The 24,054-nt window shown below is 55.3% G+C and carries 23 protein-coding genes; 17 read left to right on the top strand and 6 right to left on the bottom strand.

The window, feature by feature from the left end; all coding sequences use genetic code 11:
• The first annotated feature begins 64 nt into the window (after window positions 1-64).
• The 6 genes from aspS (at window position 65) to ruvB (ending at window position 5,558) form a co-directional block, all read left to right on the top strand.
• Entirely contained in the window at window positions 65-1,855 is a 1,791-nt protein-coding gene (aspS, locus tag H0S68_RS13830) for an aspartate--tRNA ligase (RefSeq protein ID WP_410528774.1), read from the top strand.
• Window positions 1,855-2,301 carry a dihydroneopterin triphosphate diphosphatase gene (gene nudB / locus H0S68_RS13825; RefSeq protein WP_020827265.1) on the top strand — a complete coding sequence of 149 codons (447 nt, stop codon included), beginning with the start codon at window positions 1,855-1,857 and terminating at the stop codon, window positions 2,299-2,301. Before aspS ends, nudB begins: the two co-directional genes overlap by 1 nt.
• Window positions 2,302-2,320: 19 nt before the next feature.
• Window positions 2,321-3,064 carry a YebC/PmpR family DNA-binding transcriptional regulator gene (locus H0S68_RS13820; RefSeq protein ID WP_020827264.1) on the top strand — a complete coding sequence of 248 codons (744 nt, stop codon included), beginning with the start codon at window positions 2,321-2,323 and terminating at the stop codon, window positions 3,062-3,064.
• A gap of 73 nt (window positions 3,065-3,137) precedes the next feature.
• Window positions 3,138-3,659 (top strand): crossover junction endodeoxyribonuclease RuvC, encoded by a 522-nt coding sequence (gene ruvC / locus H0S68_RS13815; protein WP_020827263.1) that lies wholly within the window; start codon window positions 3,138-3,140, stop codon window positions 3,657-3,659.
• A gap of 259 nt (window positions 3,660-3,918) precedes the next feature.
• Window positions 3,919-4,533 carry a Holliday junction branch migration protein RuvA gene (ruvA, locus tag H0S68_RS13810; RefSeq protein WP_020827262.1) on the top strand — a complete coding sequence of 205 codons (615 nt, stop codon included), beginning with the start codon at window positions 3,919-3,921 and terminating at the stop codon, window positions 4,531-4,533.
• 20 nt (window positions 4,534-4,553) lie between these two features.
• Entirely contained in the window at window positions 4,554-5,558 is a 1,005-nt protein-coding gene (ruvB, locus tag H0S68_RS13805; RefSeq protein ID WP_020827261.1) for a Holliday junction branch migration DNA helicase RuvB, read from the top strand.
• 69 nt (window positions 5,559-5,627) lie between these two features.
• On the opposite strand, the gene znuB is transcribed toward ruvB, so the two are convergent.
• Together znuB and znuC are read right to left on the bottom strand one after the other, a co-directional pair.
• Window positions 5,628-6,413: a zinc ABC transporter permease subunit ZnuB gene (znuB, locus tag H0S68_RS13800; RefSeq protein WP_020827260.1), complete on the bottom strand. Its 786-nt coding sequence runs from the start codon at window positions 6,411-6,413 to the stop codon at window positions 5,628-5,630.
• The gene (gene znuC / locus H0S68_RS13795) at window positions 6,410-7,168 is read right to left on the bottom strand and encodes a zinc ABC transporter ATP-binding protein ZnuC (protein ID WP_020827259.1); all 759 of its coding nucleotides are present in this window, start codon (window positions 7,166-7,168) and stop codon (window positions 6,410-6,412) included. The genes znuB and znuC overlap by 4 nt, the downstream gene beginning before the upstream one ends.
• A gap of 78 nt (window positions 7,169-7,246) precedes the next feature.
• Here znuC and znuA point away from each other — a divergent pair, with 78 nt between their 5' ends.
• The 3 genes from znuA (at window position 7,247) to lpxM (ending at window position 10,674) form a co-directional block, all read left to right on the top strand.
• Complete coding sequence (gene znuA, locus H0S68_RS13790) at window positions 7,247-8,212, top strand: zinc ABC transporter substrate-binding protein ZnuA (protein ID WP_046373347.1); 966 nt, start codon at window positions 7,247-7,249, stop codon at window positions 8,210-8,212.
• Window positions 8,213-8,233: 21 nt separating this feature from the next.
• Complete coding sequence (mepM, locus tag H0S68_RS13785) at window positions 8,234-9,556, top strand: murein DD-endopeptidase MepM (RefSeq protein WP_041414635.1); 1,323 nt, start codon at window positions 8,234-8,236, stop codon at window positions 9,554-9,556.
• Between the two features lie 149 nt (window positions 9,557-9,705).
• Complete coding sequence (gene lpxM, locus H0S68_RS13780; RefSeq protein WP_020827256.1) at window positions 9,706-10,674, top strand: lauroyl-Kdo(2)-lipid IV(A) myristoyltransferase; 969 nt, start codon at window positions 9,706-9,708, stop codon at window positions 10,672-10,674.
• Between the two features lie 68 nt (window positions 10,675-10,742).
• Here lpxM and H0S68_RS13775 read toward each other — a convergent pair whose 3' ends face one another.
• The 3 genes from H0S68_RS13775 to H0S68_RS13765 all read right to left on the bottom strand — a co-directional run bounded on the left by H0S68_RS13775 (window position 10,743) and on the right by H0S68_RS13765 (window position 14,238).
• Entirely contained in the window at window positions 10,743-11,627 is an 885-nt protein-coding gene (locus H0S68_RS13775; protein ID WP_410528773.1) for a leucine-rich repeat domain-containing protein, read from the bottom strand.
• Between the two features lie 107 nt (window positions 11,628-11,734).
• Window positions 11,735-13,177: a pyruvate kinase gene (gene pyk, locus H0S68_RS13770; protein ID WP_020827254.1), complete on the bottom strand. Its 1,443-nt coding sequence runs from the start codon at window positions 13,175-13,177 to the stop codon at window positions 11,735-11,737.
• Window positions 13,178-13,365: 188 nt separating this feature from the next.
• Complete coding sequence (locus tag H0S68_RS13765) at window positions 13,366-14,238, bottom strand: MurR/RpiR family transcriptional regulator (protein WP_020827253.1); 873 nt, start codon at window positions 14,236-14,238, stop codon at window positions 13,366-13,368.
• Window positions 14,239-14,655: 417 nt separating this feature from the next.
• Between H0S68_RS13765 and zwf the strand changes: the two genes are divergently transcribed.
• From zwf to mdtI, 4 genes are all read left to right on the top strand, one after another.
• Window positions 14,656-16,131, top strand: a complete 1,476-nt coding sequence (zwf, locus tag H0S68_RS13760; protein WP_020827252.1) for a glucose-6-phosphate dehydrogenase — start codon at window positions 14,656-14,658, stop codon at window positions 16,129-16,131.
• Between the two features lie 154 nt (window positions 16,132-16,285).
• On the top strand, window positions 16,286-16,927 hold the full coding sequence (locus H0S68_RS13755; protein ID WP_046373349.1) for a bifunctional 4-hydroxy-2-oxoglutarate aldolase/2-dehydro-3-deoxy-phosphogluconate aldolase: 642 nt from the start codon (window positions 16,286-16,288) through the stop codon (window positions 16,925-16,927).
• 566 nt (window positions 16,928-17,493) lie between these two features.
• Window positions 17,494-17,862, top strand: a complete 369-nt coding sequence (gene mdtJ, locus H0S68_RS13750) for a multidrug/spermidine efflux SMR transporter subunit MdtJ (protein WP_046373350.1) — start codon at window positions 17,494-17,496, stop codon at window positions 17,860-17,862.
• On the top strand, window positions 17,849-18,178 hold the full coding sequence (gene mdtI / locus H0S68_RS13745; RefSeq protein ID WP_020827249.1) for a multidrug/spermidine efflux SMR transporter subunit MdtI: 330 nt from the start codon (window positions 17,849-17,851) through the stop codon (window positions 18,176-18,178). The genes mdtJ and mdtI overlap by 14 nt, the downstream gene beginning before the upstream one ends.
• A gap of 50 nt (window positions 18,179-18,228) precedes the next feature.
• Here mdtI and H0S68_RS13740 read toward each other — a convergent pair whose 3' ends face one another.
• On the bottom strand, window positions 18,229-18,573 hold the full coding sequence (locus H0S68_RS13740; RefSeq protein ID WP_020827248.1) for a RidA family protein: 345 nt from the start codon (window positions 18,571-18,573) through the stop codon (window positions 18,229-18,231).
• A gap of 133 nt (window positions 18,574-18,706) precedes the next feature.
• Between H0S68_RS13740 and H0S68_RS13735 the strand changes: the two genes are divergently transcribed.
• The 4 genes from H0S68_RS13735 (at window position 18,707) to fadD (ending at window position 23,982) form a co-directional block, all read left to right on the top strand.
• The gene (locus tag H0S68_RS13735) at window positions 18,707-20,611 is read left to right on the top strand and encodes an ATP-dependent DNA helicase (protein WP_046373351.1); all 1,905 of its coding nucleotides are present in this window, start codon (window positions 18,707-18,709) and stop codon (window positions 20,609-20,611) included.
• Window positions 20,612-20,691: 80 nt separating this feature from the next.
• Window positions 20,692-21,393, top strand: a complete 702-nt coding sequence (gene tsaB / locus H0S68_RS13730) for a tRNA (adenosine(37)-N6)-threonylcarbamoyltransferase complex dimerization subunit type 1 TsaB (protein ID WP_041415440.1) — start codon at window positions 20,692-20,694, stop codon at window positions 21,391-21,393.
• A 101-nt stretch (window positions 21,394-21,494) separates the two neighbouring features.
• Window positions 21,495-22,085, top strand: a complete 591-nt coding sequence (locus H0S68_RS13725; protein WP_041415437.1) for a Slp family lipoprotein — start codon at window positions 21,495-21,497, stop codon at window positions 22,083-22,085.
• A 208-nt stretch (window positions 22,086-22,293) separates the two neighbouring features.
• On the top strand, window positions 22,294-23,982 hold the full coding sequence (fadD, locus tag H0S68_RS13720) for a long-chain-fatty-acid--CoA ligase FadD (protein ID WP_046373352.1): 1,689 nt from the start codon (window positions 22,294-22,296) through the stop codon (window positions 23,980-23,982).
• The last annotated feature ends 72 nt before the right edge of the window (window positions 23,983-24,054 follow it).

The raw sequence follows: 24,054 nt of genomic DNA, 5'->3' as shown, positions 1-24,054 counted from the left end.
AAAACAGCCGCGTGGCAGGCGCCAAAAGCCCGCGCGGCATCGGCTTAAGCCAAAAGGATAGCGTATGCGTACTGAATATTGCGGGCAGTTGAATCTGTCTCACGTGGGCCAGGAAGTCACTTTGTGTGGTTGGGTCAACCGTCGTCGCGATCTGGGCGGCCTGATCTTTATTGATATGCGCGACCGCGAAGGCATCGTGCAGGTGTTCTTCGATCCGGACCAGAAGGCCGCGTTCGACAAGGCGTACGACCTGCGCAATGAATTCTGCATCCAGATCGTCGGCACCGTGCGTGCCCGTCCGGACAGCCAGATCAATAAAGATATGGCTACCGGTGAAGTAGAAGTGTTCGCCCATGCACTGGAGATCATCAACCGCTCCGAGCCACTGCCGCTGGATTCCAACCAGGTCAACACCGAAGAAGCGCGCCTGAAATACCGCTACCTGGATCTGCGTCGCCCGGAAATGGCCGATCGCCTGAAAACCCGTGCCAAAATCACCAGCTTTGTGCGCCGCTTTATGGACAGCCACGGTTTCCTCGATATCGAAACCCCGATGCTGACTAAGGCCACGCCGGAAGGCGCCCGTGACTATCTGGTCCCGAGCCGCGTACATAAAGGCAAGTTTTATGCGTTGCCACAGTCGCCGCAGCTGTTCAAACAGCTGTTGATGATGTCCGGTTTCGACCGCTACTACCAAATCGTCAAATGCTTCCGCGACGAAGACCTGCGTGCCGACCGTCAGCCTGAATTTACCCAGATCGACGTGGAAACCTCTTTCATGACCGCCGATCAGGTGCGTGAAGTGATGGAGAAACTGGCGCGTGAACTGTGGCTGGACGTGAAGGGCGTAGATCTGGGTGATTTCCCAGTCATGACCTTCGAAGAAGCCATGCGTCGCTATGGCTCGGACAAGCCGGACCTGCGTAACCCACTGGAGCTGGTGGACGTTGCCGATCTGGTGAAGGACGTGGAATTCAAGGTGTTCTCCGGCCCGGCTAACGATGCCAAAGGCCGCGTTGCCGCGATCTGTGTACCTGGTGGTGCGCAGCTGACCCGTAAGCTGATCGATGAGTACGGCACTTTCGTTAACATCTATGGTGCCAAAGGCCTGGCCTGGCTGAAGGTCAATGACCGTGCCGCCGGCATGGAAGGCGTACAAAGCCCGATTGCTAAATTCCTCAGCGCAGAAGTGCTGGAAGCAATTCTGGCGCGTACCAACGCGCAGAGCGGCGACATTCTGTTCTTCGGCGCCGACAGCTTCAAGATTGTCACCGATGCGATGGGCGCGCTGCGTCTGAAGCTGGGCCGTGATTTGGAACTGACCAAGCTGGACAGCTGGGCACCGCTGTGGGTCGTGGACTTCCCGATGTTCGAAGAAGACGGCGAAGGTGGACTGGCAGCGATGCACCACCCGTTCACCGCACCGCGCGACATGAGCCCGGAAGAGCTGGCCAACACGCCAATCAATGCCATCGCCAACGCCTACGACATGGTGATTAACGGCTACGAAGTGGGTGGCGGTTCCGTGCGTATTCACCGTAGCGAAATGCAGCAGACGGTATTCAGCATTCTGGGTATTAACGAACACGAGCAACGCGAAAAATTCGGTTTCCTGTTGGACGCGTTGAAGTACGGTACGCCGCCGCACGCCGGTTTGGCTTTCGGTCTGGACCGTCTGGTGATGCTGCTGACCGGCACCGACAACATTCGTGACGTGATCGCCTTCCCTAAAACCACCGCTGCGGCCTGCTTGATGACCGAAGCACCAAGCTTCGCGAACCCGGCGTCGTTGCAGGAGCTGGCAATCAGCGTGGTAAAGAAAGCGACTGACGATTCAAATGTAGAGAACAAGTAATGAACTACAAGCGTCCCGAGTCTATTCTGGTAGTGATTTATGCCAAATCCAGTGGTCGGGTGCTGATGTTACAGCGGCGCGATGATACCGAATTCTGGCAGTCGGTGACCGGCAGCCTGGAGGAAGATGAGTCGCCGCCGCATGCCGCACGGCGTGAGGTCATGGAAGAAGTCGGCATCGATATCGAAGCAGAGAAACTGCCGTTGTTCGATTGCCAGCGCTGTGTGGAGTTTGAACTCTTTGTCCATTTGCGACATCGCTATGCCCCGGGAACCACGCGCAATAAAGAGCACTGGTTCTGTCTGGCTTTGCCTGAAGAGCGCGATCCGGTGATTACCGAGCATCACGCCTACCAGTGGCTTGAGGCGGCGGAAGCCGTGAAGTTGACCAAGTCCTGGAGCAATCAGCAGGCGATTGAAGAGTTTGTGATTAATTCAGTCCAGTAATTTTTTTCGGAGATTTTTTATGGCAGGTCATAGTAAGTGGGCCAACACAAAGCACCGTAAAGCAGCGCAGGATTCCAAGCGCGGTAAAATTTTCACCAAAATTATTCGCGAGCTGGTGACCGCCGCGAAACTGGGCGGTGGCGATCCGGGGGCTAACCCGCGTCTGCGTGCGGCGATCGACAAGGCGCTGTCCAACAACATGACGCGCGACACTCTGAACCGTGCCATCGCGCGTGGGGTAGGCGGTGATGATGATACCAATATGGAAACCATCATTTATGAAGGCTACGGCCCGGGCGGCACTGCCGTCATGATCGAGTGCCTGAGTGACAACCGTAACCGTACCGTGGCGGAAGTGCGTCACGCCTTCACCAAGTGTGGCGGTAACCTCGGCACCGACGGCTCCGTGGCTTACCTGTTCACCAAGAAGGGCGTGATCACTTACGCAGCGGGCCTGGATGAAGACGTGGTGATGGAAGCTGCGCTGGAAGCCGGCGCTGAAGATATCGTCAGCTACGACGATGGCGTTATCGACGTCTTCACCGCCTGGGAAAACCTGGGTGAAGTGAAAGACGCGCTGACCGCTGCCGGTTTCACCGCCGAGTCGGCAGAAGTTTCCATGATCCCATCGACCAAAGCCGATATGGATGAAGAAACCGCGCCTAAGCTGCTGCGCCTGATCGACATGCTGGAAGACTGCGACGACGTGCAGGAGGTTTACCACAACGGTGAGATCTCCGACGAGGTTGCTGCGACGCTGTAATGGGGTTGAAGTACGGCGCTGTCTTGTGGCAGCGCCTGGCGAAGTTAATGCTTAACGCAAGGTGGGTGTAGGGATGACGATCATACTCGGTATCGATCCCGGATCGCGCGTCACCGGTTACGGCCTGATTCGTCAGCAGGGCCGCCAGTTGAGCTATATTGCCAGCGGCTGTATTCGTACCGTAGTGGATGACATGCCGACGCGCTTAAAGCTGATTTATGCGGGCGTCAGTGAAATCATTACCCAGTTTAAACCAGACTTTTTCGCTATTGAACAGGTGTTTATGGCGAAAAACCCGGATTCGGCGCTCAAGCTTGGGCAGGCGCGCGGCGTGGCTATTGTTGCTGCCGTGAACCAGAATTTGGAAGTGTTTGAGTATGCGGCACGTCAGGTTAAACAAACGGTGGTCGGTACCGGCGCGGCCGAAAAAGCACAGGTGCAGCATATGGTGCGCTCGCTGCTTAAGCTGTCGGCCAATCCTCAGGCCGATGCCGCCGATGCGCTGGCGATCGCCATTACCCACTGTCACCTCAGCCAAAACGTGCTGCGGATGAGCGAAGGGCGATTGAACCTGGCGCGTGGACGTTTAAAGTAACGCTTAATCAGTTCCGAGGCTGGATATTCATCCAGCCTTAGTTTGATAACAAACACCCGAAAAGCGTGGTTTTCGGATGTTTGGGGTAAACCTGTAGACATCATCCTTTGTTTTTATTAGCACTCAGATCGCTGATGTTAAATATAGAGGACTTTGTCAGCAGTATGAGGCTGGATATTCATCCAGCCTTTTTTATGTTATAAGCTTTAGCAGCACGGCATGGCAGAAGGTCATGCTCAGGAATTCAGCAGGAGGGTAAATGATAGGTCGTCTCAGAGGTTATATTCTGGAAAAGCAACCGCCACTGGTATTACTGGAGGCAAACGGCGTGGGCTATGAAGTGCATATGCCGATGACCTGCTTTTATGAACTGCCCGAGCTGGGGCAAGAGGCTATCGTGTTTACCCAATTTGTGGTGCGCGAAGATGCCCAACTGCTGTATGGCTTCAACGATAAACAAGAGCGCGCGCTGTTTCGCGAACTGATTAAAGTGAACGGCGTTGGCCCTAAGCTGGCGCTGGCCATTCTGTCCGGCATGTCAGCGCAGCAGTTTGTCAGCGCGGTTGAGCGTGAAGAGATCACGTCGCTGATAAAATTGCCGGGCGTAGGCAAGAAAACCGCAGAGCGCCTGGTGGTCGAAATGAAAGACCGCTTCAAAGGGCTTAATGGCGATCTGTTCAACAGCAGCAGTGAAATCACGCTTCCTGCCACAGCGGCGAAGGCGGCCGAACTGGATGCGGAAGCCGAAGCGGCCTCTGCGCTGGTGGCGCTGGGCTACAAACCGCAGGAGGCCAGTCGCATGGTCAGTAAAATCGCCAAGCCGGGTGCAGATTGCGAAACCCTGATCCGCGACGCGCTGCGTGCCGCGCTGTAAGCGCCGATAAGGGGTAGAGAATGATTGAAGCCGATCGCCTGATTTCTGCCGAGCCGATCAATGAAGAAGAAATTCTTGATCGCGCCATCCGGCCGAAGCTGCTGACGGAGTATGTCGGTCAGCCGCATGTCCGCGAGCAGATGGAAATCTTTATTCAGGCTGCCAAGCAGCGTGGCGACGCTCTGGACCATTTGCTGATCTTCGGCCCGCCCGGGTTGGGGAAAACCACGCTGGCCAACATCGTTGCCAATGAAATGGGCGTTAACCTGCGCACCACCTCCGGGCCGGTGCTGGAAAAGGCGGGCGATCTGGCGGCGATGCTGACCAACCTGGAACCGCACGACGTCCTTTTTATCGATGAAATCCACCGTCTGTCTCCGGTAGTGGAAGAAGTGCTGTATCCGGCGATGGAAGATTACCAACTGGATATCATGATCGGTGAAGGCCCAGCAGCACGCTCGATCAAACTCGATTTGCCGCCGTTCACGCTGGTGGGGGCAACCACCCGCGCCGGTTCCCTGACTTCGCCACTGCGCGATCGCTTCGGCATTGTGCAGCGTCTGGAGTTTTATCAGGTTGCCGATCTGCAGCACATCGTTTCACGCAGCGCTAACTGTCTGGGGCTGGATCTGTCGGACGAGGGCGCACATGAAGTGGCTCGCCGTGCGCGCGGTACACCGCGTATCGCCAACCGTTTGCTGCGTCGGGTACGCGATTTTGCCGAAGTCCGCGCCAATGGCGTGATCAATGGCGAGGTGGCGATGCAGGCGCTGGATATGTTGAACGTTGACGCCGAAGGCTTCGATTACATGGACCGCAAACTGTTGCTGGCGATAATCGACAAGTTCACCGGCGGCCCTGTGGGCCTGGATAACCTGGCGGCAGCGATCGGCGAGGAAAGGGAAACTATCGAGGACGTGATCGAGCCGTTTCTGATCCAGCAAGGTTTCATCCAACGCACGCCGCGCGGGCGCATGGCCACCAATCATGCCTATAAGCACTTTGGCATGGTGCGCGAAGAGTAAATATTACGCCGTAATCCGCATTAAAAAGGGCCGCTAATTGCGGCCCTTTTGCTATCTGGGAGAGGGAGGTCAGGCTTGCTGCTTCCTGGACAAGCTCAGGACGAACAGCACCGCCGCACTCAGTACCACCGATGGGCCGGCCGGGGTATCGTAAAATGCCGAGAAGGCCAATCCACCGGTCACTGCCAGCACACCCACCAGCACCGCGTAGGCGGCCATTTGCTCAGGGGTTCGGGCGAAGCGCCGTGCGGTAGCGGCCGGAATGATCAGCAGTGAGGTGATGATCAGCGCGCCGACGAATTTCATCGCCAGACCAATGGTCAGGGCGGTAACCAGCATCAGTACGGTACGAGCACGGACCAGATTGACCCCGTCAACATGTGCCAGCTCTGGGCTGACGGTCATCGAAAGCAGGTTGCGCCACTGCCACCACAGGATCAACAGTACGACGCTGACCCCAATGGCAATCATCCAGATATCGGTGAAGGTAACCGACAGCAGGTCGCCAAACAGATAGGCCATCAGATCGACCCGCACGTTGGACATCAGCGCCACCACCACCAACCCCAACGACAGCGCACTGTGCGCCATAATACCGAGCAGGGTGTCAACGGAAAGTTGCGGACGACGCTCCAGCCACACCAGCACCAGCGCCAGCACCAGCGTCACGGCAATCACCGCATAGAAAGGATTTACGTCCAGCAGCAGCCCGAAGGCCACACCCAGCAAAGAGGCGTGTGCCAGGGTATCGCCAAAATAGGACATCCGGCGCCAGACCACAAAGGAGCCTAATGGACCGGCGGCGGCGGCCAACAACACCCCGGCCAGCCAGCCGGGTAATAACAGTTCGATCATGCCTCACGGCCCCCGGTTTTCTTCAACACAATTCGTCCTTGCAGGTCGTGACGGTGATTATGGTGGTGACGATAGACCGCCAATTGCTCTGCACCGCGGTTGCCGAACATGGCGATGAATTCAGGATGCATCGAGACCACTTCCGGTGCGCCGGAACAGCAGATGTGTTGGTTGAGGCACAGCACTTCATCGGTTTTCGCCATCACCAGATGCAGGTCATGGGACACCATCAGCACCGCGCAACCCAGTTCTTTGCGCAGTTGGTCGATAAGATCGTACAGCGCCAGTTGGCCGTTGACGTCAACCCCTTGTGTTGGCTCATCCAGCACCAGCAGTTGCGGTTTGTTCAGCAGCGCCCGCGCGAGCAGTACGCGCTGATTCTCGCCGCCTGAGAGTTTTTGCATCGGCTGATCGAGCAGGTGCGCTGCGTGCACGCGTTTCAGCGCGGGCAGAATATCGGCTTTCTTGACGCCGGGTTTCAAGCGCATAAAGCGGCTTACGGTGAGTGGCAGGGTGGCGTCGAGGTGCAGTTTTTGCGGCACATAACCGATACGCAGGCCCGGTTCGCGTTCCAGCGTACCTTCCGTTGGCGCAACCAGCCCGAGTACCACGCGCACCAGCGTGGATTTGCCCGCGCCGTTTGGGCCGAGCAGCGTCAGAATACGGCCCGGTTGAAGGCTGAGCGAAATATTCGACAGCACCTTACGGTTACCAAAGGAGACGGAGATATTTTTTAGCGTTGTCAGTGTGGACATCTCATGATTACATTTTGCAGAACTAACCGAATGTTATAATATCACGCCTCGCTGATGAAAACGACGGGATTACTGATAATGGCACATAAAAATAAATGGCTGCAGCGCACGTTGCTGGCTAGCGCACTGATGATGGCCGGACCGCTGAGCAGCGCCTCTGCGGCGGTAGTGACATCCATTCGCCCACTGGGCTTTATCGCCTCCGCTATCGCCGATGGCGTAACGCCGACCGAGGTGCTGCTGCCGGATGGCGCCTCGCCGCACGATTTCGCCTTGCGACCTTCCGATATCCAACGCCTGCGTGCCGCCGATCTGGTGGTGTGGGTAGGCCCGGATATGGAAGCTTTTCTGACAAAATCCCTAACGCCGGTGTCGGCTAATCGTCAATTGGCCATCAGCGAACTGAGCGGAGTAAAACCGCTGTTGATGAAGGGCGAAGACGACGATCATGAGCATGAACACGACCATGATCATGCAACGGATGCGCATAATCATGCCGATCACGATGAGGGCGATGGGCACCATCATGGCGAATATAACATGCACGTTTGGCTGTCTCCGGAAGTGGCAAAAGTGACCGCGATCGCGATTCACGACAGGTTATTGGAACTTATGCCACAGAATAAGGACAAATTAGACGCAAACCTGCGCCAGTTCGAGAATCTACTGACGCAAACTGACAAAAATGTTGGTAACATGCTCAAGCCTGTGCAAGGCAAAGGATATTTTGTTTTTCATGATGCTTACGGCTATTTTGAGAAACATTTCGGTTTGAGCCCGCTGGGCCATTTCACCGTGAATCCCGAAATCCAACCTGGAGCACAGCGCTTACACCAAATTCGAACACAGTTGGTTGAGCAGAAAGCAGTCTGCGTTTTTGCTGAGCCACAATTCAGGCCGGCCGTAATCAATGCCGTTGCCAAAGGGACCAAAGTGCGTTCTGGAACGCTGGACCCGCTGGGCACCGGCATCGCACTGGGGAAAGACAGCTACGGGAACTTCCTGACTCAGCTGTCAAACCAGTACGTGAGCTGCCTGAAGTAAAGATTATGAGGATAAAATCGAGTGCAGCAGATAGTCCGAACTATCGCTCTGGCGTATAACAATCTGCCACGGCCCCACCGCGTCATGCTGGGGTCGCTGACAGTGGTTACATTGGCCGTTGCCGTCTGGCGGCCTTTTGTTTATCACCCAGAACATAACCCCATCGTTAAAAGCATTGAGTTAGAATCCAGCCAGTTACGATCCTTGCTGCCAGAAGCCAGCGAACCGATCGATCTCGACCAAGCCACCCCCGATGATGACATCCCACAGGATGAGCTGGACCAAAAGGTCGCCGGCGAGGATGGCGTGCATGAATATGTTGTTTCTACCGGTGATACGCTGGGCAGCATTCTGACCCAATACGGCATAGATATGTCGGATGTCACGCTGTTGGCATCGCAAAACCGCGATCTGCGTAATCTGAAAATTGGCCAGCAGCTGTCATGGACGGTGAACGATGCCGGCGATCTGCAGCGTTTGACCTGGGAAGTTTCCCGGCGTGAAACCCGCACCTATGACCGCGTAGGTAACAACTTCAAAGAAACCCAGGAGTCGCAGCAGGGCGAATGGCGCAACAATGTGATCAGCGGTCGTCTGAACGGCAGCTTCGTCAGCAGCGCCGGCGATGCCGGTCTGAGCCGTGCTGAAATCAATGCGGTGATCAAAGCGCTGCAGTGGCAGTTGGATTTCCGCAAACTGCGCAAAGGGGATCAGTTCTCGGTATTGATGTCCCGCGAACATTTTGACGGTAAGAGCGCACAAAGTCAGCTGCTGGGCGTGCGTATGCGCACCGGCGGCAAAGACTATTACGCCATCCGTGCCGAAGACGGTAAATTCTACGATCGTCAGGGCTCGGGCCTGGCGCGCGGCTTCATGCGTTTCCCAACCATGAAGCAGTTCCGCATCTCTTCAAACTTCAACCCACGCCGGGTGAATCCGGTCACCGGGCGCATTGCGCCGCACAAAGGCGTCGACTTCGCGATGCCGGTCGGTACTCCGGTGCTGGCAGTGGGCGACGGTGAAGTGTTGATCGCCAAACGCAGCGGTGCCGCGGGCAACTACGTGGCCATCCGCCATGGTCGCCAGTACACCACGCGTTATATGCACCTGAAAAAGCTGTTGGTTAAGCCAGGCCAGAAGGTGAAACGGGGTGATCGCATCGCGCTATCCGGCAACACCGGGCGCTCAACCGGCCCGCATCTGCACTTCGAAATGTGGACCAACCAGCAGGCGGTCAACCCGCTGACGGCGAAACTGCCGCGTTCAGAAGGGCTAAGCGGTAAAGATCGCAGCGATTATCTGGCGCAGGTGAAAGAAGTGGTGCCTCAGCTGCAGCTGGATTGATCCCTTTGCCCCGGCGCGTTACCGCGCCAGTGATTCCATCGGCCTGATTACGGGCCGATGTTGTTTTATATTGGTGCTTCGCCGTTGTGAATTGCAAAATCACCCTTTGCAATTATGATTAGCCGAACCGCTATGTTAAGAGCTTGTGCATGCAAAACGAGAAAAAATCGAACCTAGAGTTCATTCCGCAATTTCAGAAAGCCTTTTACCATCCGCGCTACTGGGGCGTTTGGCTGGGAACCGGGTTAATGGCCGGTATTTCACTGGTGCCTGCACGTCTGCGCGATCCGGTGCTCGGCGCCGTAGGTAAACTGGCCGGCAAGGTGGCAAAAGGCGCTCGACGCCGTGCGCGCATCAATCTGTTGTACTGCCTGCCTGAGCTGCCCGAAAATGAGCGTGAACATATCATCGACGAGATGTTCGCCACCGCACCGCAATCGATGATCTTGATGGCGGAGCTGGCCTGTACCCAACCTGAGAAAGTGTTGAAGCGCGTTCGCTGGCACGGTGAAGAAGTGCTGGATAAAATCCGTGAAGAAGGGCGTAACGTGATTTTCCTGGTACCACACGGGTGGGCGGTGGATGTTCCGGCGATGCTGATGGCAGCTCGTGGTCAGCCGATGGCGGCGATGTTCCATAACCAAAGCAACCCACTGGTCGATTATCTGTGGAACACCGTACGTCGCAAGTTCGGCGGTCGCATGCACGCGCGCAATGACGGCATCAAGCCGTTTATCAGTTCTGTGCGTCAGGGGTATTGGGGCTATTATTTGCCGGACCAGGATCACGGAGCAGAACACAGCGAATTCGTGGATTTCTTTGCGACCTATAAAGCTACGCTGCCTGCGGTCGGGCGTCTGATGAAGGTCTGTCGTGCGGCCATTGTGCCGCTGTTCCCGGTCTATGACGGCAAAACCAGCATGCTGGATATCCATATACGACCGCCGATGGACGACCTGGCGACGGCCGACGATCGCACCATTGCCCGCCGGATGAATGAAGAAGTGGAGAATCTGGTAGGTCCCAACCCGGAACAGTACACCTGGATCCTCAAGCTGCTGAAAACGCGCAAAGAAGGGGAAATCGAACCCTATTCACGCGACGATTTATACCGCTAAGCTCAGTTTTGGCGTCGGGCCAAGGGCCAGTCATCTGCGGGTGACTGGCCCTTGCTGTTTCTGGCGGTTCAAATATGCACCAGGCAACCTTGGGCAATCAGCGGCTCCAGCACGGCAGGCATTTCGGCAAAGTTGTTCCAGCGCAGATCCAACCGCTGTAACTGGGTTAACTCGGCCAGGCTGTCAGGCAGGGCGCTTAGGCGGTTAGCGCGCAGATCCAACGTGGTCAGTGCCTTAAGCTGACCAAAAGACGTCGGTAGCTGTTGCAGGCGGTTGGTTCTGAGGTTGAGGTGAGTCAGGTTGGCCAGCCGACCCAAAGTGGTTGGCAGCTGGCTGATAGCGTTATTTTCCACATCCAGCACCCTCAGCGCAGAGAGCTGGGCTATTTGCTCTGGTAGTGCAACCAGACGATTATTCATCAGGTGCAGTTCCCGCAGGGCGGTCAACTGGCCGAATGTCTCAGGCAACGAGGCAATCTGGTTATTGTAAAGCCGCAGTTCCTGCAGCGCGTCGAGTTGCACGATTGCCGTAGGCAATTCGCTCAGTTGGTTATCTGTCGCATTCAAATACCGCAGTTTATGTAACCGCCCCAGTTCGAGGGGCAGATCGCGAAAGGCGTTATCGCTGAGGTATAAATAAGTCAGTTCACGCAGCTCACCGATCCCAGCCGGTATCTGGTTGGCCTGGTTATGGCCGCAATCGAGCATGGCCAGCTGTTTCAACAGGCCTATTTCAGTTGGCAGTTCGCTGAGTTGGTTGCAAGAGATGTTCAACACCTGCAGATCGGCATGCTGCAAAATCTGCCGTGGGAATTGCCGAAGCCGATTGTTATACAGACTGATTTTTAGCAGTGAGTTGCCTTGTAGACAGGTATCGTCCAGATTTTCCAGCCCCTGACCGTCCAGATCCAGACTTTGTGCCGTGCGGTTTTGCTGTGGGTGTTGATGAAGCATCGAAGCCTCTCCGTTTGCCATGGTGGCGACAGGCGACGAGTTTAACAGGGGGAAAGGGCGGTGCGGGAAAAAATGCCGACCGCGTTAACGGCCGGCGGCAGGACAGATTACTCGACGCGCAGAATACGGCTGGTGTTGGTGGTGCCAACGGTTTCCATCACGTCACCCTGGGTGACGATCACCAGGTCACCCGAGACCAGGAAGCCTTTATCACGCAGGCGGTTAACCGCGTCATTGGCGGCGATAACACCGTCGTTATGGCTGTCGAAGTACACTGGGGTCACGCCGCGGTAGAGTGCGGTCAGGTTCAGCGTGTGTTCATGGCGCGACATGGCGAAGATAGGCAGGCCGGAGCTGATGCGTGACATCATCAGTGCGGTACGGCCGGATTCGGTCATGGCAATCAGCGCGGTAACACCTTTCAGGTGGTTGGCTGCGTACATTGAAGACATGGCGATAGCCTCTTCAATGTTGTCGAACTGTACGTCCAGGCGGTGCTTGGAGACATTGATGCTTGGGATCTTCTCCGCGCCCAGGCAAACGCGCGCCATTGCGGCTACGGTTTCGGCCGGGTATTGACCCGCGGCGGTTTCGGCAGAAAGCATCACGGCGTCGGTGCCGTCCAGCACGGCGTTCGCCACGTCCATTACCTCGGCGCGGGTCGGCATCGGGTTGGTGATCATCGACTCCATCATCTGGGTCGCGGTGATCACGGCACGGTTCAGGGTGCGAGCACGGCGGATCAGCTTTTTCTGGATGCCGACCAGCTCAGGATCGCCGATTTCGACGCCCAGATCGCCACGGGCGACCATCACTACGTCGGAGGCCAGAATGATGTCATCCATGGCTTCGTCGCTGCAGACGGCTTCGGCACGTTCAACCTTGGAAACGATCTTGGCGTGACAGCCAGCATCGCGCGCCAGACGGCGGGCATAGTTCAGATCTTCGCCGGTGCGCGGGAAGGAAACCGCCAGATAATCGACGCCGATTTTTGCTGCGGTGACGATATCGGCTTTGTCTTTCTCGGTAAGGGCTTCTGCGGACAGGCCGCCACCCAGTTTGTTAATGCCTTTGTTGTTGGACAGCGGGCCGCCAACGGTCACTTCGGTAAAGACTTTCATGCCCTGAACTTCGAGCACTTTCAACTGTACGCGGCCGTCGTCCAGCAGCAGTACGTCGCCCGGCACCACGTCGGCAGGCAGGCCTTTATAGTCGATACCGACCTTTTCTTTATCGCCTTCGCCCTTGGCCATGTTGGCATCGAGCAGGAATTTATCACCGATGTTAAGGAAGATTTTGCCTTCCTTAAAGGTGGAAACACGAATTTTCGGCCCTTGCAGGTCACCCAGAATAGCGACGTGACGTCCCAACTTGGCAGCGATTTCGCGCACTTTGTCGGCGCGAGCCTGATGATCTTCTGCCGTGCCGTGGGAAAAGTTTAGCCGAACTACGTTTGCGCCTGCGGCAATGATCTTTTCCAGATTATTGTCGCGGTCAGTAGCCGGACCCAGGGTGGTAACAATTTTGGTTCTTCTGAGCCGTCTGGACATGTATTACTCCGTTGACTGGTGAAGCAAATTATTGGTGTTGCGATAACGTCGGATAACGAAACCTGGAGTGAAATGTAATTTTACTACACTGATGTTTCACCTGGGTTACCCGCATGAGCGTTTTAACAGGGTACTGCCTCTAATGCCGCCGTCCAGATGATCTTGAACGACAGGTTTTTTCACATCGGTTACGAGTCGAAATTGTTGGGGATAACGACACCCTTATCAAAGCGCGATTCTTTCAACGCTTCCTTGACCCGCTTCAAGTTATCTCTGAATTTGGCCCCTCTGCGCAAGGTAAATCCGGTGGCGAGCACGTCTATGAGCGTTAATTGCGCAATTCGTGACACCATCGGCATATAAACGTCGGTATCTTCGGGAACATCAAGCAACAACGCCAGGGTTGCCTCGTGCGCCAGAGGGGTATCGCGTGAGGTGATGGCGATAACCGTGGCGTCGTTTTCACGCGCCAGCTGCGCCATTTCCACCAGGTTTTTGGTACGACCGGTGTGGGAGATTAACACCACTACGTCCCCTTCGCTGGAATTCATGCAGCCCATACGTTGCATGACGATATCGTCGAAGTAGACCACCGGGATATTAAAGCGAAAAAATTTGTTCATCGCGTCGTGAGCGACCGCCGCAGAGGCCCCCAAACCGAAGAAAGAGATTTTTTTTGCCTGGGTAAGTAGATCAACCGCACGATTGATTGCGGCAATATCCAAATTTGCCTTTACTGTATCCAGACTGGCCATCACCGATTCGAATATTTTACCGGTATAGGCATCGACGCTGTCATCTTCCTCCACGTTACGGTTTACGTACGGAGTGCCATTGGCCAGGCTTTGGGCAAGATGCAGTTTGAAATCGGGGAAGCCTTTGGTATCGAGACGGCGACAAAAACGGTTGACGGTGGGTTCGCTGACGTCTGCCATTCTGGCCAGCGTCGCGATACTGGAGTGGATGGCGGTCTGCGGGGAGGCCAGGATCACCTCAGCGACTTTCCGTTCAGATTTGCTCAGCAGCTCCAGATGACTCTGGATTTTTTCCAGCGTATTCATATAACGAGGGTCACTCATGGTTTATACCCGTCGCATTTCAAGCTACAGCGGGGTGATGGCAGTTGCTATAACTTGAAATCCATAGGGTATGTCGATTTCAATCAAAGGAGAAATCAATGCCGGTTTAATGGAAATATACTACGTGCTGGTAACCGTTGGCAGTGTCGACAGAGGGTATGCAGGCTTTTTTCATCAGAACATGACCTGTGTCTAACTTTCATAATGGTAAAAGAGCATCAAAAAAGACAGAAAATTACAGTTTTTGGCTCGGGCACCTACGTTTAGAGCCGGTAGCGCTTAACACTGCATTTTCTGGGGCTTTTTTTCTACTTTTGATCCGGGTTTACTGGCCGTAGTCAAAGAGAGTACATTAGTAATGTAAGAAAATTACAAATATCCTGCAACGAGGAGATGAACATGGCGGTAACCTCTACAGCCCAGGCGTGTGACCTGGTTATTTTCGGCGCGAAAGGCGATTTGGCGCGTCGTAAGCTGTTGCCTTCCCTGTACCAGTTAGAGAAAGCCGGTCATATCCATCCGGATACCCGCATCATCGGCGTCGGCCGTGCCGAGTGGGATAAAGAAGCCTATATCAAGGTGGTCAAGGAAGCGCTTGGCACCTTTATGAAAGAAAAACTGGATGACGAGCTCTGGGCGACGCTGAGCGCGCGCCTGGATTTCTGCAACCTGGATGTGAACGACAGCAAGAATTTTACCAAATTGGGTAAAATGCTGGACCAGAAACATCGCACCACTATTAACTACTTTGCCATGCCGCCAAGCACCTTTGGCGCGATTTGCAAAGGGTTGGGCGAAGCCAAGTTGAACCACGAACCGGCGCGCGTGGTAATGGAAAAACCGCTGGGCACCGATCTCGCTTCTTCACGCGTGATCAACGATCAGGTCGCGGAATATTTCAACGAGAGCCAGGTTTATCGTATCGACCATTATCTCGGCAAAGAGACGGTACTGAACCTGCTGGCGCTGCGTTTCGCCAACTCGTTGTTCGCCTCCAACTGGGATAACCGCACCATCGACTCCGTACAGATCACCGTAGCGGAAGAGGTGGGTATTGAAGGGCGCTGGGGCTACTTTGACCAGGCCGGTCAGATGCGCGACATGATCCAGAACCACCTGTTGCAAATCCTGACCATGATTGCCATGTCGCCACCGGCGGATCTGACGACTGACCGTATTCGCGACGAGAAAGTGAAGGTACTGCGTTCACTGCGCCGCATCGATCAGACCAATGTACGTGAAACCACGGTGCGTGGTCAGTACACTGCTGGCTTCGTGCAGGGCAAAAAGGTGCCGGGTTATCTGGAAGAGGAAGGGGCGAATAAAAGCAGCAATACTGAAACCTTCGTCTCAATCCGCGTTGATATCGACAACTGGCAGTGGGCCGGCGTGCCATTCTACCTGCGTACCGGTAAGCGTCTGCCGACCAAATGTTCTGAAGTGGTCGTCTACTTCAAGAACCCGCCATTGAACCTGTTCAGCGATTCTTACCAGCAGTTGCCGCAGAACAAATTGACCATTCGTCTGCAGCCGGATGAAGGCATCGAAATTCAGGTGTTGAACAAGGTGCCGGGTCTGGATCACAAGCACCGTCTGCAAACCACCAAGCTGGATCTGAGTTTCTCTGAAACCTTCAACCAGGAGCATGTGGCTGACGCCTATGAGCGTCTGTTACTGGAAACCATGCGTGGCATCCAGGCGCTGTTCGTGCGCCGCGACGAAGTGGAAGAAGCCTGGAAGTGGGTTGACTCCATTATGGACGCGTGGAAAGCGGATAACGAGGCACCTAAGCCGTACCAATCCGGCACCTGGGGCCCTGTCGCTTCAGTAGCGATGATCACCCGCGACGGCCGTTCCTGGAACGAGTTCGAGTAATCACCCTGCCGGCAGCTTATCTGCCGGCATTTTTTTGCCCGCAGTACCGGGGCGCAACATCACTTGGGGTACGGCCGGACGCCTGCGCTTTAATGCGTGGGGCCCTGTGGCAGGGGCGTGCCATTGATAACCCGTAAGTAATGGAGAAGTAACGATGAAAAACTGGAAAACCAGCGCAGAACAGATCCTGACCGCAGGCCCGGTGGTTCCGGTGATAGTGATCAACAAGCTGGAACATGCGGTGCCGCTGGCCAGGGCGCTGGTAGCCGGTGGTGTGCGCGTGCTGGAAGTCACATTGCGCACCGACTGCGCCATGGAGGCAATCCGCGCTATCGCGGCAGAGGTGCCGGAGGCAATTATCGGTGCCGGTACGGTGATTAACCCGCAGCAGTTGCAGGCAGTGACCGAGGCCGGCGCGCAATTCGCTATCAGCCCCGGCCTGACGGACGCGCTGCTGAAGGCCGCAACTGCAGGCACGATTCCATTGATCCCGGGTATTAGCACTGTTTCAGAGCTGATGCTGGGCATGGATCACGGGCTGCGTGAGTTCAAATTCTTCCCGGCGGAAGCCAACGGTGGCGTGAAGGCGTTGCAGGCGATCGGCGGCCCATTCCCGCAGGTGCGTTTCTGCCCGACCGGGGGCATCACGCCAAACAACTACCGTGATTACCTGGCGCTGAAAAGCGTGTTGTGTATCGGCGGTTCCTGGTTGGTTCCGGCCGATGCGTTGGAAAAGGGCGACTACGCTCGCATCACCGAACTGGCACGTACCGCGGTCAGCGGCGCTGCGGCCTAACCCGCGCCGCGTCTGGGTTTGACGATTATTTGCCCGCACCACGCTAAACGAAGGCTCAACGACGTGTTGAGCCTTTTTTTATTTTTAAATTACTTAACTTTCTTATTTTTAAACTTTTTTTTTAATGGTTTTTGTGAAAACGGCGGTTTGCTTTCTTTTTTTGGCTATGGTACAACTATCGCAGTTGAAAATTTTACTTGATGAGGATATTGGGCAAATCGCACTCCGTGTAACAAGATAATGTGCGGCTGAGAATAGAGAATAATTATGATGACAACTAATGGAATTACCCTCAGAACCTCTACTTGCCAGCTTTTCCTGTCTGCCATCCTTGCCAGTGAGCATCACTGGTGCAGCGAGCTATAGCGTCTTTCTCCCTTAACCGGTGCTGGTGACAGGCTCAGTCCTCCGTCATTCCGCGTAGCCGGGCAAACTTCTTTATTACGTTTGGGTCAGTTTATCCCCAGGGATCTCTGCGTCGTCAGCGCCTCGTTGCGCCTGTCTGACGAGATAAATCGGGATAAATATGCCTTAGCGTGCGTTATTCGCCGTTTGGGAGAGAAATTATGATTTATTGGATCTTTTTAGGCTTGGCCATCGTGGCCGAAATTATCGGTACCCTGTCCATGAAATACGCCAGCGTTAGCGGCGGCATGACCGGTCATATTGTGATGTATGTGATGATCACTGCATCATACGTCATGCTGTCATTGGCGATTAAACGCGTTGCCCTTGGCGTTGCTTACGCGCTGTGGGAAGGGATCGGTATCCTGTTTATTACCTTGTTCAGCGTATTGTGGTTCGATGAGCCGATCTCGGCCTTGAAGGTGCTGGGTCTGGTGACGTTGATCGCCGGGATCTTGTTGGTGAAGTCCGGTACCCGCAAACCACGAAAACAGGCCAGCCCGCGAGGTGACAACCATGCAACAGCTTGAGTTGTACCACATTGGGTTCTTGGGACTGGCGATTGTGTTGGAAATTGTCGCCAACATCTTCCTGAAGATGTCAGACGGTTTCCGTAAAATCTGGTTAGGCCTGCTTTCATTGCTGTCGGTGCTGGGGGCGTTCAGTGCTCTGGCACAGGCGGTGAAGGGGATAGACCTGTCGGTGGCTTATGCATTGTGGGGTGGTTTCGGTATTGCCGCGACAATCGCCGCCGGCTGGATCCTGTTCGGTCAGCGCCTGAATGCCAAAGGCTGGATTGGTTTGGTGTTGTTGCTGGCAGGTATGGTGATCATCAAGCTGGCTTAAGCAGCAGATGAAAATAAAACCGCAGGCGTTATCGTCTGCGGTTTTTTCGTTTATACCGCAGCAATAATTTTGATTTCGACCTTGTACTTCGGATTCATCAATTTGGCTTGCACGGTGCAGCGTACCGGCGCGCTACCCGCAACTACCCAGGCATCCCAGGCGGCGTTCATGGCAGCAAAATCGGCATCGTCGGCCAGAAAAATGGTGGCGTCCAGCACCCGGCTTTTATCTGACCCAACGCGCGCCAGGATCACGTCAATTGCTGCCAGGGCGTTCGCGGTTTGGGCGGTAGCGTCATCATCCAGGTTTTCCGGCACGCTGGTGTAATAGACGGTGTCGTTGTGAACGACGGCTTCGGACCAACGTTTGTCTGGATCAATTCGTTCGATATTCATGCAATTATCTCCATATCATCATCGCGTTAAGGGTAACACAGCCATCGGCAGAAATGTGTGACGATAAAGTCGGTGGTAGCCACGCGGCAGGATAGGCATAATTAGCGCTGAATTACATCGGCAGAGAGATAGCGTGGCAGACGATTTCGCAACAGACGGCGCCCTGGCGCAGGCAATCAAGGGTTTCAAACCGCGTGAAGCACAGCGGCAGATGGCGGAAGCGGTCACCGAAGCCATTAATTTCAAGCAGGAACTGGTGGTCGAAGCGGGCACCGGTACCGGCAAAACCTACGCCTATCTGGTGCCGGCACTGCGGGCCGATCGCAAAGTGATTATTTCCACCGGGTCAAAAGCGTTGCAGGATCAGCTTTATGCACGCGATTTGCCCACCGTGGCCAAGGCACTGAAGTACAAAGGCAAGATGGCGCTGCTGAAAGGGCGCTCCAATTACCTGTGTCTGGAACGTCTGGAGCAACAGTCGATGGCGGGCGGCGAGTTGGCCGGGCAAACGCTGATCGATCTGGTCCATCTGCGCAAATGGTCGTCCATGACCAAAGAGGGCGACATCAGCAGTTGCAGCGACGTGGCGGAAGACAGCTTTGTTTGGCCGCTGGTGACCAGCACTAACGACAACTGCCTGGGCAGCGATTGCCCTTTGTATAAAGATTGCTTTGTGGTCAAAGCGCGTCGTCGTGCGATGGATGCCGATGTGGTGGTGGTGAACCACCATCTGTTCCTGGCCGATATGGTGGTGAAGGAGGGCGGCTTTGCCGAACTGATCCCTGAGGCCGATGTGATGATCTTCGATGAAGCGCATCAGATCCCGGATATCGCCAGCCAATATTTCGGTAAGCAACTGACCAGCCGTCAACTGCTGGACCTGGCCAAAGACATTTCCATTGCCTATCGCACCGAAGTGCGCGATGCCGCACAACTGCAAAAAAGCGCCGACCGCCTCAGCCAAAGCACGCAGGATTTTCGTTTGATGTTGGGAGAACCAGGCTTTCGCGGCAACCTGCGTGAGGTGCTGAGCCAGCCCAATGTACAACGCGCCTTGCTGCTGCTCGATGATGCGCTGGAGCTGTGTTATGACGTGGTCAAACTTTCCCTTGGCCGTTCGGCCTTGTTGGACGCGGCTTTTGAACGCGCTACGTTATATCGTGCCCGTCTCAAACGTTTGAAAGAGGTCAATGAACCGGGGTTCAGCTATTGGTATGAGTGCAACTCGCGTCACTTTGTACTGGCGTTGACGCCGCTGACGGTGGCCGATCGTTTCCGTGAGTTGCTGGATGAAAAACCGGGCAGCTGGATTTTCACCTCGGCAACGCTGTCGGTTAACGAGCAGATGGGCCACTTTACCGAGCGTCTGGGGTTGAATAAGGCCAAAACGCTGCTGCTGGCCAGCCCATTCGATTACGCCAAACAGGCCTTGCTGTGCGTACCGCGCTTTTTACCCTCACCAAACCAGCCTGGCGGCGCGCGGCAATTGGCACGCATGCTTCGGCCGCTGATTGAAGCCAATAACGGCCGCTGCTTCTTCCTTTGTACTTCGCACCAGATGATGCGGGAATTGGCGGAAGAGTTCCGTGCCACCATGACCTTGCCGGTGTTGTTGCAGGGGGAAACCAGCAAGGGGCAGTTGCTGGCTCAGTTTGTCGAGGCCGGCAATGCCCTGTTGGTGGCGACCAGCAGCTTCTGGGAGGGGGTAGATGTACGCGGCGATGCATTGTCGTGCGTGATTATCGACAAACTGCCGTTTACCTCACCCGATGATCCGTTGTTGAAAGCACGGATTGAGGACTGCCGATTACGTGGTGGCGATCCGTTTAACGATGTGCAGCTTCCGGACGCGGTCATTACCCTGAAACAGGGGGTTGGACGCCTGATCCGCGATACCGACGATCGCGGCGTGCTGGTGATTTGCGACAATCGGTTGGTGATGCGCCCCTATGGTGAAGTTTTCCTCAATAGCCTGCCGCCGACGCCGCGTACCCGCGATATCGCCCAGGCGATTGCCTTCCTGCAGGCAGATCGCTAGCGGATAGGCGTGACCCCAGGGCTGTGCTACAATGCGCGCCCTGTATGAAAAACCCTGTTTTTTTCCCGCCTGAGGTTGGCATGTCCACGCGAATTTTAGCGATCGATACAGCGACGGAAGCCTGTTCCGTTGCTATCTGGAATCAAGGCGAAATCCACGCCCTGTTTGAGCTGTGCCCACGTGAGCATACGCAACGTATTTTACCTATGGTGCAGCAGGTGCTGGCGGAATCCGGGGTCACCCTTGGCCAGCTCGATGCGCTGGCTTTTGGCCGCGGGCCGGGCAGCTTTACCGGCGTGCGTATCGGCATTGGTATTGCTCAGGGCTTGGCGCTGGGCGCCGACTTGCCCTTGCTGGGCGTTTCCACGCTGCAAACCATGGCGCAGGGCGCCTGGCGACTCACCGGGGCTGACCGTGTGCTGTCGGCGATAGATGCGCGTATGGGCGAAGTCTACTGGGGTCAGTTTGAACGTCAGCAGGACGGTAACTGGCTTGAAAGTGAAGGTGAAGCGGTACTTACCCCGGCGCAGGCGCTGGTGCGCGCGCAAGGTCTGCAAGGCCACTGGGCGCATGTCGGCACCGGCTGGCAAACCTATCCGGATTTGGTTGCCGGTTCCACGTTAACCCTGAGCGATGGGCAAATGTTGTTACCGCAGGCGGAAGATATGCTGCCGTTGGCGCTGCATGCCTGGCAACAGGGTTTGGCGGTCGCGGTAGAAAATGCCGAGCCGACCTATTTGCGTAATGAAGTCACCTGGAAAAAATTGCCGGGGCGCGAATAGCCGCAACCTATTGTGCTTTGGCGGCAATAGGGATAGGAATGATCTGCAACTTGCTCCGTGAATTGATGTCAAAGTTACAGCCATTTCAGGAGATTGCGACGATGTTAACCCGCACTGTTTGTAAAAAAATGTCGCTGCTGGCTATTGCCGGCAGCGTGCTGGCGCTGTCAGGTTGCGTAACCGTGCCTGATGCGATTAAAGGCAGCACGGCAACGCCGGTGCAGCAGCTGTCTTCGGTACAGAATGCGCCGAACCTGTTTGTCGGCGCTGAAGCTCGCTTTGGCGGTACCGTTGTGAACGTTGCCAATGAGCAGGGGCGCACGTTACTGGAAATTGCGGCCGTGCCGCTCGATTCCGGCGCCCGGCCGATATTGGGTGAGCCGTCACGGGGTCGTCTGATAGCCTCGGTTAATGGCTTCCTGGAACCGGTTGATTTTAAGGGCCAGTTAGTGACGGTAGTTGGGCCAATCACCGGCGTGAAAGACGGCAAGATCGGCATGACACCGTACAAGTTTGTTACCATGAATGCCACTGGCTACAAACGCTGGCATCTGTCTCAGCAGGTGATGATGCCACCGGCGCCGATGGGCCCCTGGGGCTGGCGTAGCGGTACCTGGGGCCCCGGTTGGGGCGTGGGGTATGGCTGGTACAACCCTGGCCCAGTGCAGGTGCAAACCATCGTTACCGAGTAATGCTTGCTTGTTGTTAAATTTTAATAGGGCGGCTCCGGCCGCCTTATTCTTTTGGCGTAGGGAATGACCGCCAATTAGTGACGTACATCGCAACCTGAATATTGTTTAAAACTCAAACTGGTCTGCTGAGTTAAAATATTGTTATGGTTTGGCTGCATATTTGAGGGCTGCGATGATGATAATGAATAATAATTTCAGGAGTAATACCTTGGATAAGGTCTGGTTAAAACGTTACCCGGCGGATGTTCCGGCAGAGATCGACGCCGATCGTTATTCATCTTTGGTCGAAATGTTTGAAAATGCGGTTCAGCGCTACGCAGATCAACCGGCTTTCATTAACATGGGTGAGGTGATGACCTACCGCAAGCTGGAAGAACGTAGTCGGGCTTTCGCGGCTTACCTGCAAAATGAGCTGGGGCTGCAGAAAGGCGACCGCGTTGCTCTGATGATGCCGAACCTGTTGCAGTATCCCATCGCGCTGTTTGGTATCTTACGTGCGGGTATGGTGGTGGTGAACGTTAACCCGCTGTATACGCCACGTGAATTGGAACATCAACTGAACGACAGTGGCGCAAGTGCCATCGTGATCGTCTCCAACTTTGCTCACACGCTGGAAAAAGTGGTGTTCAACACCCAGGTCAAGCATGTGATCCTGACGCGTATGGGCGATCAGCTCTCCGCCGCCAAAGGCACGCTGGTTAACTTCGTCGTCAAATACATCAAGCGGCTGGTGCCGAAATATCATCTACCGGCTGCCGTTTCTTTTCGCAGTGCGCTCCAGCGCGGGCGTCGCCAACAGTATGTTAAACCCGATATTATCAACACCGATCTGGCGTTCCTGCAGTATACCGGTGGGACTACCGGCGTGGCCAAAGGCGCGATGCTGACACACCGTAATATGCAGGCCAACCTGGAGCAGGCCAAAGCTGCCTATTTGCCGCTGTTTCGTGAAGGGCAGGAGTTGGTGGTAACGGCGCTGCCGCTGTATCACATTTTCGCGCTGACGGTGAACTGCCTGCTGTTTATCGATTTGGGTGGGCGCAATTTGCTGATCACCAACCCACGCGACATTCCAGGGCTGGTGAAAGAGCTGGGCAAATATCCGTTCACCGCCATGAGTGGGGTGAACACCCTGTTCAATGCGCTATTGAACAACGAGGACTTCCACAAGCTGGATTTCTCCACCCTGCGTTTTTCCGTCGGCGGCGGCATGTCAGTACAGAAATCGGTGGCGGACAAGTGGGAGAAAACCACCGGTAAGCACTTGCTGGAAGGATACGGCCTGACGGAGTGCGCGCCGCTGGTCTCCGGTAACCCTTACGATCTGAAACACTACAGCGGCAGTATCGGTTTGCCTGTACCCTCGACGGATATTCGACTGGTGGACGATAACGGTCAGGACGTGCCGGTTGGTGAGCCGGGTGAACTGTGGGTCAAAGGACCGCAAGTTATGTTAGGCTACTGGCAGCGGCCGGATGCCACCGATGAAGTATTGAAAGATGGCTGGCTCGCGACCGGTGATATCGTTACAGTGGACGATATGGGCTTTGTCCGCGTCGTCGACCGGAAGAAGGACATGATCCTGGTTTCCGGGTTTAACGTATACCCGAACGAGATTGAAGACGTGGTCAGTCAGCATCCGAAAGTATTGGAGTGCGCGGCGATTGGCGTGCCGAATGAGGTAACCGGTGAGACGGTTAAAATTTGCGTGGTGAAGAAAGACGCTTCGCTGACCAAAGAAGAACTGTTGACCCATTGTCGTCGGCAGCTTACCGGGTATAAAGTGCCTAAAATTGTTGAGTTCCGTGACGAGTTGCCGAAGTCTAACGTCGGTAAAATTTTGCGGCGAGAACTGCGTGATGAGCAGAAAAAACCTGCAGCGGCCGATGCCGCCTAGGTTATCATCCACGCCTTACAGATCAACAACGCCGGTGAATGCCGGCGTTGTTGTGTTTGAATCATGAAAGCG

Origin of the sequence: Serratia sp. AXJ-M, from assembly GCF_046531865.1 — a bacterium.
Classification (GTDB): domain Bacteria; phylum Pseudomonadota; class Gammaproteobacteria; order Enterobacterales; family Enterobacteriaceae; genus Serratia; species Serratia liquefaciens.
The sequence above is the reverse complement of the archived record's forward strand: the minus strand, read 5'-3'. Positions and strand labels throughout refer to the sequence as shown.